Below are 17620 nucleotides of genomic sequence, written 5' to 3'. Positions count from 1 at the left end.
TTAAGCCCTCATTGCGCGCATGGAATTGGCTAAGGCTAAAAGCGTAACCCCCACATCGCCAAAGACCGCCTCCCACAAGCTCGCTACCCCCATAAGTCCTAGCACGATAAAAACGGCTTTAATCCCCAAAGCGAACAAGATATTTTGCCAAATGATGCTTTTAGTTTTTTTAGCGATCGCTAAAACTTTCACCAAAGAGCTTAAAGAGTCATTGGTGATTACAATGTCTGCGCTTTGCTTACTCAATTCTGAGCCTTTCCCCATGCCAATCCCCACATCAGCGCTCGCTAGAGTTGGAGCGTCATTAATGCCATCGCCTACAAAAATCGCCGGGGCTTTATAGCGTTCTTTAAAAGTTTTAAACACGCTCGTTTTTTCTTCAGGCAACAAGCTCGCATAATATTCACAGCCTAGGGTTTGAGCGATGCTCTCAGTCGCGCTTTTTCTGTCCCCGCTCAAAATGCAAAAATTTTCTATCCCTTGCGCTTTCAAATCCCTTAAGCACTCTATGGCGTCATCTTTAATCTCATCGCTAATGACGATATAGCCTATATAAGTTTGGTTAAAAGCCACATGCACGATCGTGCCGTTTTCTTTGGAAGGGCTGTGCGCGATATGGAATTGATCCAGCATTTTTTCATTCCCTGCGATGATTAGATCCGTATGGCATTGCGCTTTAACCCCCATCCCGCTCACTTCTTCGTAATTTTTAATGTCATGCTGGTGCTTATCGTCCTTTAACATTTCTTCGCATGCTTTTTGAATGGATAAAGCGATCGGGTGCGTGGATAAAAGCTGCGAACAAGAAGCGTAATGCAAAACTTCTTCTTTAGAATGCCCGTTTTGCGGCACAATATCTGTTACTTTAAAAACGCCTTTAGTCAAAGTGCCGGTTTTATCAAAGGCGATGCTTTTAGCTTGGGTAAGCACCTCTAAAACATGCACGCCTTTCATTAAAATGCCCTTTCGGCTCGCCGCTCCCACGCCCCCAAAATACCCTAAAGGCACAGAGATCACTAACGCGCAAGGGCAGCTCACCATTAAAGCCACAAGCCCCCTATAAATCCACTCATCAAAGCTCCCCATAGAAAACAAGGGCGGTAATACAGCGATCATTAACGCAATGAATAAAACGCTTGGGGTGTAGTAGCGTGAAAATTTAGTGATAAATTTCTCGGTTTCGCTCTTTTCATTCGTGGCTTGCTGGACCAAATCCACCACTTTAGCGATAGAAGAATCTTTATACATTTTTTCCACTTGAATTTCAAGGACCGCTTTTAAATTCAAGCTCCCCCCTAAAACTTTAGAGCGTTCGCTGACATTAACAGGCATAGACTCCCCACTCAACGCCCTTTCATCTAGCAAGCTTTCGCCCTTAACTACCACGCCATCCACAGGCACTTTTTCGCCGACTTTCACTACCACAATGTCATTAATTCTTAAATCTTCAGGCGCAACGCTCACTAATTCATCGCCCTTTTTCAAATAAGCCAAATTAGGAGCGACATCCACTAAAGCCTTAAGGGATTTTTTAGAGCGAGCGATAGCGAGTTTTTGCAAAAATTCGCCCGCTGAATAAAACACCATAATAGAGACGCTTTCTTCATAAGCCCCCACGCAAAAAGCTGCAATAGTCGCAATGAGCATGAGAGCGTTTTCATCAAAGAATTGCCCTTTTCTAAGCCCACGAAACGCCCCTAAAATCACATCTTTACCGCTTATGAGATACACTAAAGCTAGCACCACAAACACTGCTTTTTCAATGAAAGGGCTAGGATCAAGGTGCAAGATTAAAATCGCGCCCAAAAAGACAATAATCGTGCTGATGAGTGGGGTAAAACTCAAGGGTTTTTCTACGGCTTCTTTAAAGGACAGGCTCAAATGCGGTTCGTTTTGCTTGATGAAAGCCTTAACCTTTTCAAAATCGCTCGTATCCAAAAACAACTTGCTGGTGCTGAAATTGATTTGAGCTTTTTTCACATAGTCTAGTTTGTTCAAATCCCTTTCCAATTTAGCCGCGCAATCAGGGCAATCCAAATTATGAATGTGGTATTCTTGCATTTTCTCTCCCTTATTAAAAAATTTTAAGAAATTTTTCTAAAACTCAACGCTTTAAGCATGTGAGATTTTTCTATATTCTCGCAAGCGTTTAAATCCGCAATCGTCCTAGCGACCTTTTTGACTTTATTGATAGATCGCATGGACAGATTAAACCTTTCAGCCGCCTGCTCCAACAACTTTTGCGCTTCAAAATTTAAAGGGCAAAATTGTTCGATCTGCTCTTCATTAAGCTTACCATTAAAAACGCTTTGTTTTCTTAATTTTTGCTGTTTGAAAGCTAATAACACCAATTGGTGCATTTCTTTTGAAGTCCAAGAATGCGGTGGCGCGTCTTTATAGCTCCCCTCTTCCATTTGCACAAACAAATCAATCCTATCCAAAAAAGGCTCGCTCAAGCGGTTTTTATACTGCGTGATTTCTCTATCTTGACAACGGCATGCTTTAGTGGTGCTGAGTAAATTCCCGCACAAGCAAGGGTTTTGAGCCCCTACAAATAAAAAAGAGGTTTCGTATTCAATCTTACTATGCACTCGTGAGATCACTAATTTATTGTTTTCTAAAGGCTCTCTTAAGGCTTCCAAAATATCCTTTTTAAAATGAGGCAATTCATCAAAAAAAAGCATGCCGTTATGTGCTAATGCGATTTCGCCAGGTTTTGGCTCTTTTAAAGAGCTTGAGCCTAAAATGCTGGATTTTGAAGCGCTTTGGTGCGGATTTCTAAAGCTTCTTAAGGGGTAATAGGTGCTGTCTTGCTCGCTTAAAATGCGTAATTTTGTGGCTTCTAGGATTTCATTCAAACTTAAGGGAGGTAAAATATAACGCATGCGATTAACGATCATGCTTTTACCGCACCCTGGACTTCCCTCTAAAAGCAGGTTATGAAACCCAGCGCTAGCGATCAAAGCGGCTTCTTTAGCGATAGCTTGCCCCTTAACTTCTTTAAAATCTAAAGCGTAGGTGTCTGAAAAATAATACTCTTTGTGGTGGATTTCTATCGTTTCAAAAGGGAGGTTTTTAATGTGGGTGTGCGCTTTGATTTCAGGGTTTTGCAAGATTTCTAAGGCTTCTTTAAAATGCTCCACAAAAAAGCATTGCAAATTAGGAATGAGCGAAAAAAGCTCTTCATTGGCTTTAGGCGCGATGACTTTTGCATGAGGGCGTTTGATGGCAATGTCTAAAAGCATGGGGAAAATATTGGAATTGGGTTTGATCTTGCCATCAAGCCCCAACTCCCCAAAAGCAAACCACTCTTTAAAGGCCAATTCTTGTTTTTGCAAAGCGATTAAAAGAGCGATAGGCAAATCAAAATGGCTCCCGGATTTAGGCAAATCTGAAGGGGAAAGGTTGATGGTGATTTTTAAAGGCGGGAAAGTGAAATCGTTATTTTGTAAAGCCGATTGGACTCGTTGCTTGGCTTCTTGGATAGAGTTATTAGCCAGGCCTGAAATCACAAACGCCGGCAAAGCCCTTGTGAAAGTCGCTTCCACAGCCACGATTTCTGCCACTCCCCTTTGCATGGTCGCGCAAAATATCGTGTTAATCATGGTTATTACTCGTGTTTTTGTTTTTTTTGCAGCTCTTTGAGTTCTTTTTCAAATTTCTTACGCTTCAAAATGGATAATTTATCCACGAATAACACGCCATTGAGGTGATCGATCTCATGCTGAATGGCTACCGCTAAAAGCTCACTCGCTTCTAAAACTTTCACTTCAGCGAAGCGGTTTTGATACTCTATCTTAACCTTTTCAAAGCGCTCCACCTCTTCATAAAATCCTGGCACAGACAAGCACCCTTCTCTATACATCATTGATCCCCCAGTTTCTATCCACTTAGGGTTAATGATTTCTAAGCAGTCTTCTTTGTGTTGCACGCCGTCTTCTTGCGGGAGGTTGATGATGAGCATTCTTAAAGGCAAGCCCACTTGAATAGCGGCTAACCCTATCCCCTCACTAGCGATCATAGTCTCATGCATGTCATCTAGTTGTTGGTGGAGTTTTGCATCAAAAGAAACGACCTCTTTAGAAATCGTTCTTAAGATTTTGGAAGGGTAATGGATAATCTCTAATAACGCCATGCAATCACTTCACATTTTTCTGTAACACTTTATCAATCAAGCCATACTCTTTAGCTTCTTTAGCGCTCATGTAAAAATCCCTGTCCGTGTCTTTAGCGATTTGCTCCAAACTCTGCCCTGAGTTTTGAGCCAAAATAGAATTCATCAAACCCTTAAGCCTGAGAATCTCGTTAGAAATGATTTCAATATCGCTCGCTTGCCCTTGAGCCCCCCCTAAAGGCTGGTGGATCATAATCCTTGAATGGGGCAGTGAAAAGCGCTTGCCCTTAGCCCCACAGCTCAGTAAAAACGCCCCCATAGAAGCCGCTTGGCCGATGCAAATCGTGGAAACATCAGGGCGGATAAAATTCATGGTGTCATAAATGCTAAGACCGCTTGTTATCACCCCACCGGGAGAATTGATATACAAGCCAATGTCTTTTTCAGGGTCTTCAGCTTCCAAAAACAAGAGTTGGGCCACGATAGAAGACGCCACGCTGTCATTAATCTCACCGCTCAATAAAACAATGCGATCCTTTAAAAGGCGCGAGTAAATATCATAGCTACGCTCCCCACGATCGGTATTCTCTATTACATAAGGAATGTATCCCATCACTTCTCCTTTTTAGCTGTTCAACCCACCTGAGTTTTTTGAGCGTTGGGTCTCATCTTTTCCAAAATTTCTTGTTGCTCTTTAGGCAGGTTTTTATCCAACAAATAAGCCAACACCCTATCTTCAATCATCGCCATTTTCACCGCCGCTAACATGTTATTTTTGCGGTATTGCTCAATGAGGCTTTCTGGGTTTTGCCCTGTCATCATCGCTTCATAATACAGAGTTTGAAAGACTTCATTGTCATGCACGCCAATTTTTTCTTCCTTCGCTAAAGCGTCAATGATAAAAGTGATTTTCACGCTTTTTGTCGCATCATTCCTAAAGCTCTCACGCTTTTCTTTGGCTTTTTCTTGACTTTCTTGTAAGGATTTGACTTCCGTAGCCTGCATGGAATAAAGAGCGTTCCTGAACAACAAATCCATTTCTTGCTCTATGATCGTTTTAGGCAAATCAAAAACGATCTTTTCGTCTAAATTTTCAATCAATTTTTCTTTCAGCTCTTCGTTATAGAGTCTGGCTTTATTTTCTAAAAACAACTGCCCTTCAACCCTCTCTTTTAAAAGCTCTAGAGTTGCATTTTCTTCATTGGCTAGCACGATTTTAGCGAGTTCGTCATTGATTTCTAACGCTTCACGCGCTTGAATCTGGTGCAATTTCACTTTAAAAAGGGCTTCTTTGCCGGCTAAATGCTCTGCGTGGTATTTGCTAGGGAAAGTCAAAGGGAATTCTTTTTCTTCGCCCGCTTGCATGCCTAAAAGAGCCTTTTCAAAATCTTCTAGCATTTGCTTATTGCCTAAAATCAAACTGAAATTCTCAGCCTTGCCCCCTTCAAAAGGCGCATTATCTATAAAGCCTTCAAAATCAATCGTTAATTTATCGTCGTTTTGAGCCTTTCTTTGAGCGTCAATATCCACAAATTTCGCATAATCTTTAGCGAGCTGTTTCAAACGCTCATTAATTTTTTCTTCATTGGGGATTTCCACTCCCACGCTAGGCACACACTCTTTGATCTTGTCTAAAACAATCGTGGGTTTTAAGCCAATATCCGCTTCTATTTCAAAATGCGTGTCTTTTTTTTCAAATTTAGTGAGATTGGGGCTGCCGATTAAATCCTTATTTTCAATCCCTAATTCCTTAAAAGCGTTTTTTAAAACCTCTTGAATCATCTCTTCTTGAGCGTCTTGTTCAATTTGGGCTTGATAACGGGTTTTCACTAAACTAAGGGGGACTTTACCTCTTCTAAAGCCATCAATCTTAACTTTTTGGGCGATTTTTTGAGCGATTTTATCATAACGCTTTTCTAAATTTTCAATGGAAGGTTTAGCGCTCAAACGGGCGTTAGCGGTGTCAATCTTTTTCACTTCAAGATTCATTTTTTTCCTTAATGGCTAAAAAATTAAATTTTTGTATCATTATAGCTTAATTTGTTTTAATTCCGGTTGATAAAAAGCGGTTTTAATTCTAGTTTTCAAAAATTTAAAAAACTAAAAGTCATAAGTTGAAGTGAGATAGACAGAAAGATTGCGCTTGAAATGAAGGGTGTATAAAGGGGTTTTAAAATAATCATTGGTTAAAAAAGGGATGCGTGCGCCAAATTCTATCGCCCAATTCTTATACCTTGAAAAACGGTAACGATACCCCACATTCAACATCACTTGAAACATGTAAGGGTGATAAACGCTCAAAGGATCTTTAGCCCACTTTTTAAAAATCTTTGTTTCATAAAACCAGGTTTCGCCCACGAAATTCATCCCTAAAATCAGCGTTCCAAAAGCGCGTTTGTATAAAAAGTCAGCTCCCGTGCCGTAAAAAATAGCGTTGATAAAAGTCTCTTTTCTTTGCAATTTTTCTCTATAGCTTTTAGGGATTTGCGAACTCTCCCTCAAACTATCGCCTAAAACGCCTTTATTTTTAAGAAAAAACCCATAAGCGTAATCCAAAGAAATATAAAAGCGGAAACCGTAGTGCTCTTTTTTAGGAAAAAATTGTTTATAGCCATAAATCAAACTGACTTCAGCAAAAGGAATGTCTCGGTATTTTGAATGGTTTTCAAATTTTTCCCTACTCTGTAGCCATGACATTTGCACCACGCTTGTGCCATAATAATGGGAGCTTTTGTCTATGTTAAAAAGTTTTTTTTTGGGCTTTTTAGGCTCAGCAAAACATGGAGGGTGGGTTTTACCCCTTAAACACTTCTTGGCTAAAAACCGCTGGTATCCTAGATCTTCTTTTTTGATGATGGTGTAAGTAACCAAATCATCAGCCCTTAAATACACGCTCAAAAAGAACGCTAAAACACCCCCTTTAAGCAGTTTATTCAAGCGTTCTTTTCTTATGCGTTATTTGTCTTTATCGGTTTCTCTTGTTTTTCAATTCCTTGGCGTCTTTTTGATAAGATTCTAAATTCTTTTGAGTGAGTTTTTTATCTATTTCTTGCATGATATTTGCAAAAATCTTATTCAAAGCGCTCTTAATCGCATCATTAGAATTATCCGTCCCCTTAACCATAGTGCTAACTAACCCTCCGCTATGGCTTGAATGGGTGGTTTTTAAGAATTTTTCTTGAATGTCTAACTCGCTCAAATCCATCGTAAAGGAATCTAAAGATTCCCCACTCATAGGCTCTAGTATGGTAACCTTGACAAAACCGGCCGGGATTAAGACCCCTTCCATTTTATCCAAACCAGTGGAGAATAATAACCCGGGTTCTGATTTTTTCTGTATGGTTCTTTTAGGATCGGGGCGTAAAACAATTTCGCCATTCATAGCGACAGCCAAATACCCTTCTTTTTTTTGTGCAAAAGAAAAATCGTCTTTATCGCTGCTATCCACATTGATAACCTTGTAGCCCTGATTTTGCAAGATCTCTTCAACCTTAAGCGTGGTTTGATTCTTGAATTTATTTTCATACTCTTTAGCGATATTATCGCTGTATTGGAAAGCTGGCTTTAAAAGTAAAATCTTTTCATCTAACGCTTGAACCTTCTCGCTAGCTGGATGGTAATTCAATTTCAAAGCGACTTCATTGGTTTCAATAATATGCGGGCTGCACCCCACTAATAAAGCCGCCACGCTCGCGCCTAAAAGGCATTTTTTCCATGCAAAATCCTTAAAATGACCATTTGTTTTCATCGTTCTATCCTTGATTGTAATATTTCAGACTTCCATAACAACAAACCCGAAGCAACCAAAACGCTTTTGTTGTCAAAATGTTATTTTACCCTAACATCTTTAGATTATTAGTTTTTTTCTATTTTTTAGCGTTATAATCCCCGCTTTTGCCTCCACTCTTATATTCTAACATCACACCGCTAATTGTCATGCTCTTATCAATGGCTTTCACCATGTCATAAATGGTTAAAAGCCCTACGCTCACACTCATTAGCGCTTCCATTTCCACGCCCGTTTTAGCTTGAGTTTTGACTCTCGCATAGAGTTTAAAACTGCAAGTCTCTTTTTCTTCTAAAATGTCAATATCCACCCCATTGAGCATGATTGGATGGCACATAGGAATGAGCTCGCTTGTCTTTTTAGCCGCCATGATCCCAGCAATAATAGCAGTTTGTAACACCGGACCCTTTTTAACGCCATGGATAATAGCGTCATAAGCCTCTTTATTCATGCTGATACGACCGCTTGCGAGAGCGATTCTTTCGGTGGTTTCTTTATCCCCTATATCCACCATGTTAGGTTGATTTTCTCCATTCAAATGAGTGAGCGGCATTTTTTTATCCTATTGTTTGGGGCGAAACGCTTGAATGTTTTTTTCATTCACTTGCATGTAATTCCCTAAAATCAAATCCACGCAATAAGGAACCGCTGGAAAAACCGCTTCTAAGCATTCTCTAATGCTTTTTGGCTTCCCAGGAAGATTGATGATCAAACTCTTATTCCTAATGCCAGCGCTCTGGCGCGATAGAATCGCTGTAGGCACGTATTTTAAGCTAGTCATTCGCATAAGCTCTCCAAACCCAGGAAGCATTTTTTGGCACACTTTTTCTGTGGCTTCTGGGGTTATATCTCTTAAAGCAGGGCCTGTGCCTCCTGTAGTAACGACTAGATCGCATTGGTATTCATCGCACATTTTAATGAGCGATTTTTCAATCAAGTCCCTTTCATCAGCGACGATTTCATAATGAAATTCTAAAGGATTGAGCAGATATTCGCTCAACACTTCTTGTATCGCCTTCCCGCTTAAATCTTCATAAATCCCTTTTGACGCCCTATCGCTCGCGCTCAAAACGCCTATATGAATCGTTTGCATTTTAACTCCTTTTTAAGCTAAAAGCCCACTCCCTTTTAAAGGGTGGCTTCTTTCTTTAGCGTAAATGCGTTCATTATCAATCAAATCGTATTTCCAAATAGGGGCGTTACGCTTGAAATCTTCAATAAAATTTTCGTATAGTTCTAAGGCATTTTTTCTATTCTTTCCCATTAAAACGCATAAAAATGAGCTTTGCCCTATCAAAACATCGCCCACGCTGTGCGCCATTTTTAACACCACGCCCAAGTCTTTGGCTTTATGGCGCCATTTTTCAAACCAAGTCTTTAACAACGCTTCATAAATATCAAAACTCAAGCCTTGAACGTTGCCCTCTTCTCTCACAATCCCCACAAACACACAAAACGCTCCAAAGTTTTTCATGCGAGCTTCCTCTTGGTAGGCTTTCAAAAGCTCGCTAGTATCCAATGCCCCTTGAATGATTTTTAACACCTAGCCCCCACAAACCGGTGGTAATAAACTGATCACATCGCCATCTTTTAAAGGCGTGTTTAAATTATCTATTAAATGATCATTAAGGGCTATCGCGCAAACGCCCAACCACTCTTTTAGGCCCTCTTTTTCTTGTAAAATCGCTCTTAATTCTTTCAAATCATTCGCTTTGATGAAAAAATTTTCTTCTTTTATGGGTCCAAAAAATCGCACTTCTACCATTATCTTACCCCTATATTGTGCCTTTTAAAGCTTATTTTAAAAGAGTTTTCACAATAAATGCCCCATTTTGAGCTTTTTAACTTCCAAATACCCTTGATTGTGCTCATTAGCGCACACGATCAAGCTCTCTCTTGTTACCTCAGCGTATTTTTCTAAAGCGGCGATTTTTTTAGGGTTATTCGTGAGCAAGCGCATTTTTTTAATGCGGTAATATTCTAAAATCTCACCCGCAACACTATAATCCCTTTCATCGTCTTTAAACCCTATCATTTCATTGGCTTGAATGGTATCATAGCCCTTATCTTGCAAAGCGTAGGCATTGACTTTGTTAAATAGCCCTATCCCACGCCCTTCTTGGCGCAAATAAATCACTAGCCCCCCTTCTTTAGAAATCCTTTCTAACGCCATTTGCAACGCCCCTCCGCAATCGCATTTTTGAGAGCCTAGAGCATCACCCGTTAAGCATTCTGAATGCAGGCGCACTAAGGGGTTTTGAGGAAAATTAGGGGTGAAAATGACTAAATGATCTTTAGAGCCATTAGAACCCTTTTCTCTAAAACACTGGATATAAAACTCCCCAAATTGAGTGGGTAATTTGGCTTGGTTAGAAACTTCTAATCGTTTCAAGGATACTCCTAAAATTAGTTTTAAAACGCGTCTTTTAAAAAAAGGTATTCTATCAAAACTCTTTATAATTTTCTTAAATTTTAAATTCTTAAAATTTGTAGGTTAAATTCAAACCATTGGGGCTTAGACTAGAACGGATTTCATGTTTATTATAAATCCCTAAGGCTTCCCCAAGCCCTAAATCCCTAATGATAAAGCCTATAGGATCCATAAGGGCGATGGCTAAACGCCCTAAAAATAAAGAGCCAAACAGCTTGCCTTCGTTGCGTTGGATATAGCGCGTGAGCTGGTAAAACCCTTCCCCTAAAATGGAACCTAGTAAGGGCGTGATCACCAAATCCTGCCAGCTAGGCACTTCCACAAACGCTTCCAAGCCATATTCCCAAAAAAGCGTGGAAGTGATAAAGGAAAAAAACGCTGAGACCATCCAGCTAAACCCAGCCATGCGCGGTTGCATGTAATACATAGCCCCAAAATAAGGGTGCAAGATTTCATTAAAAATAAAACTATCATTGTCTAGTTTTGGCCCCATGCGGACATTTTCAAACCAACTTTTGACGCCAAACTTTTCTCTATCCCAATTCGTTACGCTCTCTGGCATGAGATACAACCCCACAATCCCTATCACCAAAGACACACCCAAAATCCCTATACTTGTGCCTAAATATTTCCAACGGCTATTAGGGGCATAAGGGATCGTGTTGCTCTTTTTAAACTTCTTTTTAAAGTGTTGCCAAATAAGATTTTTAGGATTTCGTCTCAGCGTTTCTTCTAATTGAACGCTGTTAGCGTTTAAAAAACTACAGCCTAACCCCCAAATAATAACGCAAACTATCCAAATCTTTTGGAAGGTTTTTAGGAATATTTTCAATAATATTTTTAGGAATGTTTTTAATGAAATCAGCATAAACTTTATTATTACTCTCATTAGGTTGCAAACTTTATCGCTTGACTTAAAAAGAGTTTATTATACCTTAAAAACATTACAACACATTCAATAAAACTTAACAAGCCTCAAAGGCTAATCGTTTCTATAAGCTTAAGCCCAAACCCGCTCAAAGCCTTATACTGCCTGTCTTCACAAGAGCTTAAGAGCCTGAAATCCTTTATCCCCAAATTTTTTAACACTAACGCCCCGATCCCAAAATCTTTAACGATATTGTTTTGTTCAGAATGGGTGTTCATAAAGATCAAATAGCCCCCTTCGCGCTTTAAATATTCTAACGCTTTAAAAAACACTTCAAACGCATCAGTCGTTAAAAAATCAAAATCCTCTTTGATAGGGTGGAAACGCACTAAAGGGGCTAAATCATGGGTTTTTACGCCTTTAAATTTAAAAGCGTAATGGTTTTTTTGCTGGTGATCTAAAAAAGTGTAGCATTGCGTTTGGTGTTTTAAAAACTCTCTTTCTTCTTGGCAAAACATTTTCAGCAAACTTTCATTTTCCAAACGATAGCTAATCAAATCAGAGACATAGAGGATTTTAAGATTATGTTTAAGAGCGAAATCGCTCAAAAATTTATCCCCCCTTCTCGCCATAGAGCCGTCTTCTTTCATGATTTCACAAATCACGCTCACGGGCTTTAATCCAGCTAATTTGCACAAATCCACGCTCGCTTCAGTATGACCCGTGCGCGCTAACACGCCTCCATCTTTTGCGATTAAAGGGAAAATATGCCCCGGGCGCACAAAATCACTCGGTTTGGTGGTGTCTTTACACAATAATTCAACCGTCAAATGCCTTTCAAAAGCAGAAATCCCGGTTTTGGCTTCTTTAGCGTCAATGGACACCGTGAAAGCGGTCTCATGGTTAGAATCATTCACGCTAACCATAGGAGGTAATTCAAATTTGTTCGCTAAATCTTTGGTCAAAGACACGCAAATCAACCCCCTAGCATGCGTGGCCATGAAATTGATCTTCTCAGGGGTGGAAAAAATCCCAGCTAAAACCAAATCCCCCTCATTTTCTCTGTCTTCATCGTCCATGACAATGAGCATTTCGCCATTTTTATACGCTTCTAAAGCTTCAGTAACTCTTCTTAAGATCATTCTAACTCCCTAAAGTCTCATTCCCCCTAGTCTCATCCAATTAAAAATTAATTGAGATTGTGAAAAAAGAAATATAGCATGTTTAATAACGATTATTACTTTATTGCTTTATTTAGCAAACCGCTTAAGTCTTTAAATCAATTGAATGAAACTTCCCCTATATGCAAGAAATGCTCAAAGACTTATTCTAATGTTTGCAAATTCTAATAATTAGTTTTTTCTAATGATTGGTTTTGGGCTATACCTAAAAACTTTATCCAAGATTTTAACCGCACTTTTATGCAAAAAACGGCCAATCCTGATGCTTAAAGGTAATTTTTTAGGCCTTTGTTTTTCTGTGTTGGAGTTTTGAGTATTTATTCCATCGCAAGCAATCGCAAATTCTTCTAACACATAGTTTTTGACCCCATGCCAATAATGCCTATCCATCACGCAATCTATAGGCATCACCCATTCTTTCGTGCTGTATTTCAATAATTTTTGCGCGGCTTTGGGGGCTAAAACATACCCTTGAGTGCCAATGCCATCTTTAAAATTTAAGATTTGAGAAACCCCTTTAACGGGAGTTTTTTGTTTAGCCACATTTTCTTCTAAATGCATCAAGCGGATATAGCCTAATTCGTTGATGTGTTGGTAACAAAACTCCAGGCTCTCTTTAAAACGCTCTTTTACAATAATATCATCTTCTAAAATACAGATCGCTTCATTAAGCTCTATGCATTTTTGCCACAAGGAATAATGGCTCGCATAGCACCCAAGCTCCCCAAACCCCATTCTCTTCCCGCAATGCTTGAGCGCGTAAAAGAAATTTTTGAACGCGCAAGGGGGGTGTTTTTTATTTTTACAAAAAGCCAATAAATCTTCAACCATAAAAGAAGGGTGCAAATGCTCTAAAATCAAGGGGTGTAATTGAGTGGGAGAGATTTTAGAATAGATCGCATCAAAAATTTCATAAGAGATCCCTTGAAGTTTAAGGCTCTCTAAAAGGGGGGTTATATGAGTTTCTTTTAAAGAAAAATTTTGACAGGTTTTTGGGCTTAAATGAATAATAAAAACACGCATGTTAGCCTTAATTCTTAATACAAATAAAATCAATATTAAACAGACTTACATTCTAGCGCAAATTTTAGTAAAATACGCACCATGTTAGATGATATTCCTATTACCATTCAAAAAAGTAAAAAAATCAAAACCCTGAGCTTGAATATCACGCCCTCTTTAGAAGTGTTTCTCAAAATGCCCCATTCTTGCTCTCAAGCCAGAGCGAATGCTTTTTTAAAAGAGCAAGAAATTTGGCTAAAAAAAACCTTTTCAATCATGCAAGAAAAATACTCACTCCTACACGCTAACCTAAAAAATTACAAGGACAAAATCCTCATCTTTGATGAGGTGAAAAACGCTAACGATTACACCTTAAAAGATCTTAAAAAAATCCTAAAAACTTACTTGGATCACAAACTCCCCTTAATCGCGCAAAAAATGCAAACTGCATACACTGGTTTTAATATTAGAAACAACGCCAAGGTTTTAGGGAGCTGCTCTTATCATAACCGCTTGAGTTTTGCGTTATTGTTGATTAGTGCTCAAAAAGAAGCCATTGATTATGTCATCATCCATGAACTCGCCCACACGATCCACAAAAACCATTCTCAAAATTTTTGGCGTTGCGTGGAAATCTTTTGCCCCAATTACCAAACCTTAAGAAATCATTTAAAGCAAAATATTATTTTTTATTCCCAACTGCTCAAACCATTGAAACCCTAAATTTTAAAAATTATAGCTCACATACGCCGTGATGCTCCTAGGAGGAGCGGCTTCTTTACCATTAGGGCTGGTGCCTATCCCGCTAAACCAATATTTCATGTTAAAAATATTATTGACTTGCAAGCTTGCATTCACGCTTTGCTTTTTGCGCTCCCACAAAGTGCTAGAAATTTGCAAATTCCACACCCAATAGTACGGCGTCATGCCCGCTGTTTTGGTAGTGATAGCCCCATTTTTAATCGTGGGCGCATATTGAGTGAAAGGCACGGTGTTTAACACATCGCTATAAGTTCGGCTATAAAAGAAAGAGCTTAACCCAATCGTGGTTTTAGCGTAGGTGTAACTCGCATCTAAAATAAACTGGTGCGGACTCACAAAAGGGAGTTTCTTGCCAAAAATATCTTTTTTAGGCCCTTTAGGATTAGCAGGGTTAGTGACCATCGTGTGGCTGGTGATATTAGCGTCTATGAAAGTGTAAGCCGCATGGAGATTAAGCCCCCTAATAGGCGTGTAATACAATTCCAGCTCCACGCCTTGCGATCTCGCATTGACCGGTTCTTTATTATCCCCATAGCGCCCGGTAAAATAGTGATTCGCAAAAATCACAAAATAATTCGCGTTAAAACTCACTTGATTGTTGAAATAATATCTTGAGCCGCCTTCTATGACATTAAAGATTTGAAAATAATCCGTGCTTGTGCCTGTAAAATTACCAATATTGCTGAATTGGGGCGGAATGTAACTTCTTTGATAGTTGAAATAAAACAACCAATCCTTAATGGGTTTATAGCCGACATTGACTGCCGGATTCCACCAATTATAACGCTCTTTCGTGGTTTTTGGGGTTTGGCCTACCTTAAAAGGAGGAGCGTCTTTTTTTTCATAATTTAAAAAAGTGTATCTCAATCCTGGCGTGATCGTTAGCATGCCGTTATTGAAATTGATTTCATCGCTGACATACACGGCGGTATAATTGTTGAAATTATTGAGTGAAGTTCCTGCATCAAACCCACTGCCATTATTAGGCACGCTAGGGTTTTTCCTAGTGGTGGATCGGCGGTATAAATCTTCGGTTAAAAACCGCATTCCCATGTTAAAAGTTTGTTTGACTTTACCGGTATTGACAACGAGGTTGAGTTTTGGCTCAAAGGCATTCACCACGAAGCGACGGATCTGATCAAAAAATTGCCAGCAAGGGCTATTCGTATCGCTATAAGAATACAAACCGCAATTAGGGTTAGTCGCGCTGATTTCCCCCTTGCCTTTAAAGGGTAAAATCTTGTTTTGACTGCTCATATACACGCTTTGGTATTGGTTGGAAAACCCAAAATCCCTGCTCATGTCATGCGTGAAATAAGTGAATTTAAAATCGCCCCCCACTTTCCTATCCGGATCGCCAAAATAATTTTGATACACGATCCCAAAGCGCTTGGCCCGCCCTCCATCTTGATTGTCAGGGCGCTCGTTGATGAAGCGGTTATAGGCGTAATCTTGAGCGCTCAAAGTGCCTGGATGGTAAGAATTGTATTGATAATACTGGTAATAGGCTTTAAAAGTATTGGTCGCATTGATCTTATAAATCGCATCCAACAAGTAGTTTTGCACCTTTGTAGGGCTATCTTGCCTGAAACCTTGCCCATTAATCCAATTGCCTTGCATGCTAATGCCTATATACTTACCCAACATCCCGGCCGTTCGCCCATAAGTGTTAAACAGCATTTGGTTTCCTAAAGTTTGGGCTAAAGGCTTACCTTTTTCTTTGGGATCTACAAAACCCCCTGTGGATGAGCGCCCCCAAAAAGTGATCCTTTCAGCCGCTTGATTTTCCCACTCTTTTGGGATTTCTTTAGTGATGACATTCACCACGCCTCCAAAAGTGTTAGGGCCGTATTGGACGCTCGTTCCCCCCTTAATCACATCAATCCTATCCACTGACTGGAAAGTTACAGGGAAAATCGCCAGTTCAATATTAGAATACGGCGCACCATAAATGGGGATACCATTGACTAAAATCATGTTCGTGTTGCTATGCCCGTTACCGCCTCCACCAAAACCGCGCACCGAAATTTTAGGCAACACGCCCGTGCCTGTAGCGTCTCTGATTTGAATCCCTGGCACATTTTGCAAAGCGTTTTCAATATTCAAATTACCCGTTTTTTTGAGTTCTTTGTTGGAAATCACCGTGCGAGAGCTTGTGGAATTACGAACCTCTTCGCTTTGCCATGAAAGCGGTGCGCTGGAACTGAATTTTTGCTCGGTGGTTGTAACTTTTTTTAAAAAATGGTGCTTATCTTTCGCGCTCATAAAAGAATTAAAAGTCCAAAAAGTCAAAACGACCGACGCTAAAAAATACGGGGTTTTTACCCTCAAATAACCATTCATTATGATAACCTTTCTTATTTAATTCAAACCGATGCATATTATAAAAATAATTATTATAATTAACTTAAATTTTGAAGTTTGATTCTATTGATTTACAATTTGTTATCAAAACGATTTGAAAAAAGTTTTTAGTGTTTTTATTTTTTTTTGCAAATAGCCGCTAAGCGTTTTTTTTAAAAACAGGATGTTATGGGGGTTTTAGGGCGCGTTATTTATAAATTTGACGGAGAGATCATCACAACCGCTATCGCAAAACCAGCGTCATGGCTGATGCTCGCGCTCAAGCTTTGGATGTTAAAATAATCCATTTTTTCTTTAGAAAGGGTGATTAAGGGGGCGTTTTTAGGGCTTTTAGAAATACGCATATCTAAAAAGCTCAATTCCTTGCCAATGCCTACTTGAAGGGCTTTAGAGCAAGCCTCTTTAAGCGCGAAAAACCCAGCAATCGTGCTTGATTTATCCTTGCATAAAACAATCTCGCTTGGCGATAAAAAACGCTCTAAAAACCTCATTTCAAAGCGTTTCACGCACTTTTCTATCCTAGCAATAGAGACAATATCTACGCCAATCATTTAAAACTATTGGATGATAAAATCAGTGAAAAAGACATTTTTAATAAAGCCATCAATCAAAAACGAATTCAAATGGCTCTTAATTTCATCTTTAAGCTTGTTTTTGCCTTTGTTAGTAACCACTTCTTCCACGCTTTTAGACGATAGAATCTCTATAATCGTGTCCTTAATCGCTGTGTCCTTAACCTTGACTTCATTCAAAAGCTTTTCATTGCTCAATTCTAGCGAAATAGAAGCCTTAAGGTAGCGTCTGCCATTTTGAGAGACCAAATTCACCGCAAAAGGCGCATCAATCGCATACAAAGGCCCAAGCACCAAATATTGCTGGATATTAGAGCCTTCTTTGGCTTCTTGATTTTTGTTCGCCATAGGATTAGCTTGGACTTCTTGGGTGTTTTTAGAAGCGTTTTCTTTGGATTCTTCCTTATTCCCCATAAGCAGCATGATAATCACCCCCACCAATAAAAGCATCACTAACACGCTTCCAATGATGACAAATAAAAGGGTTTTGCTTTTTTTGGGGGGTTGTTGCGCGGTATTTTCTTGTTCTTCTGCCATGC

19 protein-coding genes are annotated in these 17620 nt (G+C 39.5%); 1 reads left to right on the top strand and 18 read right to left on the bottom strand.

Annotation, left to right across the window (positions count from 1 at the left end; translation table 11 throughout):
* From QT74_RS05220 to QT74_RS05150, 15 genes are all read right to left on the bottom strand, one after another.
* A complete protein-coding gene (locus QT74_RS05220; protein WP_033765171.1) occupies window positions 1-2061 on the bottom strand; it encodes a heavy metal translocating P-type ATPase in 2061 nt (686 codons plus the stop codon).
* Window positions 2062-2084: 23 nt separating this feature from the next.
* Window positions 2085-3605 carry a YifB family Mg chelatase-like AAA ATPase gene (locus QT74_RS05215; RefSeq protein ID WP_033765170.1) on the bottom strand — a complete coding sequence of 507 codons (1521 nt, stop codon included), beginning with the start codon at window positions 3603-3605 and terminating at the stop codon, window positions 2085-2087.
* A 5-nt stretch (window positions 3606-3610) separates the two neighbouring features.
* Window positions 3611-4135, bottom strand: coding sequence for a peptide deformylase (def, locus tag QT74_RS05210; RefSeq protein WP_033765169.1), 525 nt, complete (start codon window positions 4133-4135; stop codon window positions 3611-3613).
* 4 nt (window positions 4136-4139) lie between these two features.
* Entirely contained in the window at window positions 4140-4727 is a 588-nt protein-coding gene (gene clpP, locus QT74_RS05205) for an ATP-dependent Clp endopeptidase proteolytic subunit ClpP (protein WP_000540573.1), read from the bottom strand.
* Between the two features lie 20 nt (window positions 4728-4747).
* Entirely contained in the window at window positions 4748-6103 is a 1356-nt protein-coding gene (gene tig / locus QT74_RS05200; RefSeq protein ID WP_033765167.1) for a trigger factor, read from the bottom strand.
* 111 nt (window positions 6104-6214) lie between these two features.
* The gene (locus tag QT74_RS05195; protein ID WP_033765165.1) at window positions 6215-7051 is read right to left on the bottom strand and encodes an outer membrane protein; all 837 of its coding nucleotides are present in this window, start codon (window positions 7049-7051) and stop codon (window positions 6215-6217) included.
* Window positions 7052-7079: 28 nt separating this feature from the next.
* Window positions 7080-7862: a flagellar sheath lipoprotein HpaA gene (gene hpaA / locus QT74_RS05190; protein ID WP_033765164.1), complete on the bottom strand. Its 783-nt coding sequence runs from the start codon at window positions 7860-7862 to the stop codon at window positions 7080-7082.
* Between the two features lie 118 nt (window positions 7863-7980).
* Window positions 7981-8454, bottom strand: coding sequence for a cyclic pyranopterin monophosphate synthase MoaC (moaC, locus tag QT74_RS05185; protein WP_033765162.1), 474 nt, complete (start codon window positions 8452-8454; stop codon window positions 7981-7983).
* Window positions 8455-8463: 9 nt separating this feature from the next.
* The gene (gene mog / locus QT74_RS05180; RefSeq protein WP_001193317.1) at window positions 8464-8994 is read right to left on the bottom strand and encodes a molybdopterin adenylyltransferase; all 531 of its coding nucleotides are present in this window, start codon (window positions 8992-8994) and stop codon (window positions 8464-8466) included.
* Between the two features lie 12 nt (window positions 8995-9006).
* Window positions 9007-9444, bottom strand: coding sequence for a molybdopterin synthase catalytic subunit (locus QT74_RS05175; protein ID WP_033765161.1), 438 nt, complete (start codon window positions 9442-9444; stop codon window positions 9007-9009).
* Window positions 9445-9666: a MoaD/ThiS family protein gene (locus QT74_RS05170; RefSeq protein WP_000230572.1), complete on the bottom strand. Its 222-nt coding sequence runs from the start codon at window positions 9664-9666 to the stop codon at window positions 9445-9447.
* Between the two features lie 48 nt (window positions 9667-9714).
* Window positions 9715-10293, bottom strand: a complete 579-nt coding sequence (ribA, locus tag QT74_RS05165) for a GTP cyclohydrolase II (protein WP_033596678.1) — start codon at window positions 10291-10293, stop codon at window positions 9715-9717.
* A gap of 88 nt (window positions 10294-10381) precedes the next feature.
* Window positions 10382-11128 carry a DUF3943 domain-containing protein gene (locus QT74_RS05160; protein ID WP_229260714.1) on the bottom strand — a complete coding sequence of 249 codons (747 nt, stop codon included), beginning with the start codon at window positions 11126-11128 and terminating at the stop codon, window positions 10382-10384.
* Between the two features lie 179 nt (window positions 11129-11307).
* The gene (locus QT74_RS05155) at window positions 11308-12342 is read right to left on the bottom strand and encodes a bifunctional 3,4-dihydroxy-2-butanone 4-phosphate synthase/GTP cyclohydrolase II (RefSeq protein ID WP_033765159.1); all 1035 of its coding nucleotides are present in this window, start codon (window positions 12340-12342) and stop codon (window positions 11308-11310) included.
* Between the two features lie 210 nt (window positions 12343-12552).
* Window positions 12553-13404: a glycosyltransferase family 25 protein gene (locus tag QT74_RS05150; protein ID WP_033765157.1), complete on the bottom strand. Its 852-nt coding sequence runs from the start codon at window positions 13402-13404 to the stop codon at window positions 12553-12555.
* 81 nt (window positions 13405-13485) lie between these two features.
* On the opposite strand from QT74_RS05150, the gene QT74_RS05145 reads away from it, so the two are divergent.
* Entirely contained in the window at window positions 13486-14106 is a 621-nt protein-coding gene (locus QT74_RS05145; protein WP_033765155.1) for a M48 family metallopeptidase, read from the top strand.
* Window positions 14107-14109: 3 nt separating this feature from the next.
* On the opposite strand, the gene QT74_RS05140 is transcribed toward QT74_RS05145, so the two are convergent.
* From QT74_RS05140 to fliL, 3 genes are all read right to left on the bottom strand, one after another.
* Window positions 14110-16506: a TonB-dependent receptor family protein gene (locus QT74_RS05140; RefSeq protein WP_195742341.1), complete on the bottom strand. Its 2397-nt coding sequence runs from the start codon at window positions 16504-16506 to the stop codon at window positions 14110-14112.
* A 194-nt stretch (window positions 16507-16700) separates the two neighbouring features.
* A complete protein-coding gene (acpS, locus tag QT74_RS05135; RefSeq protein WP_033765152.1) occupies window positions 16701-17060 on the bottom strand; it encodes a holo-ACP synthase in 360 nt (119 codons plus the stop codon).
* Window positions 17061-17066: 6 nt separating this feature from the next.
* Complete coding sequence (gene fliL, locus QT74_RS05130) at window positions 17067-17618, bottom strand: flagellar basal body-associated protein FliL (RefSeq protein ID WP_033765150.1); 552 nt, start codon at window positions 17616-17618, stop codon at window positions 17067-17069.
* Window positions 17619-17620: the final 2 nt, after the last annotated feature.

It is taken from the genome of Helicobacter pylori SA213A (assembly GCF_000476275.1).
Classification (GTDB): Bacteria; Campylobacterota; Campylobacteria; order Campylobacterales; family Helicobacteraceae; genus Helicobacter; species Helicobacter pylori_CL.
Note: the sequence above shows the minus strand (reverse complement) of the source record. Positions and strands in the feature narration are given on the sequence as shown.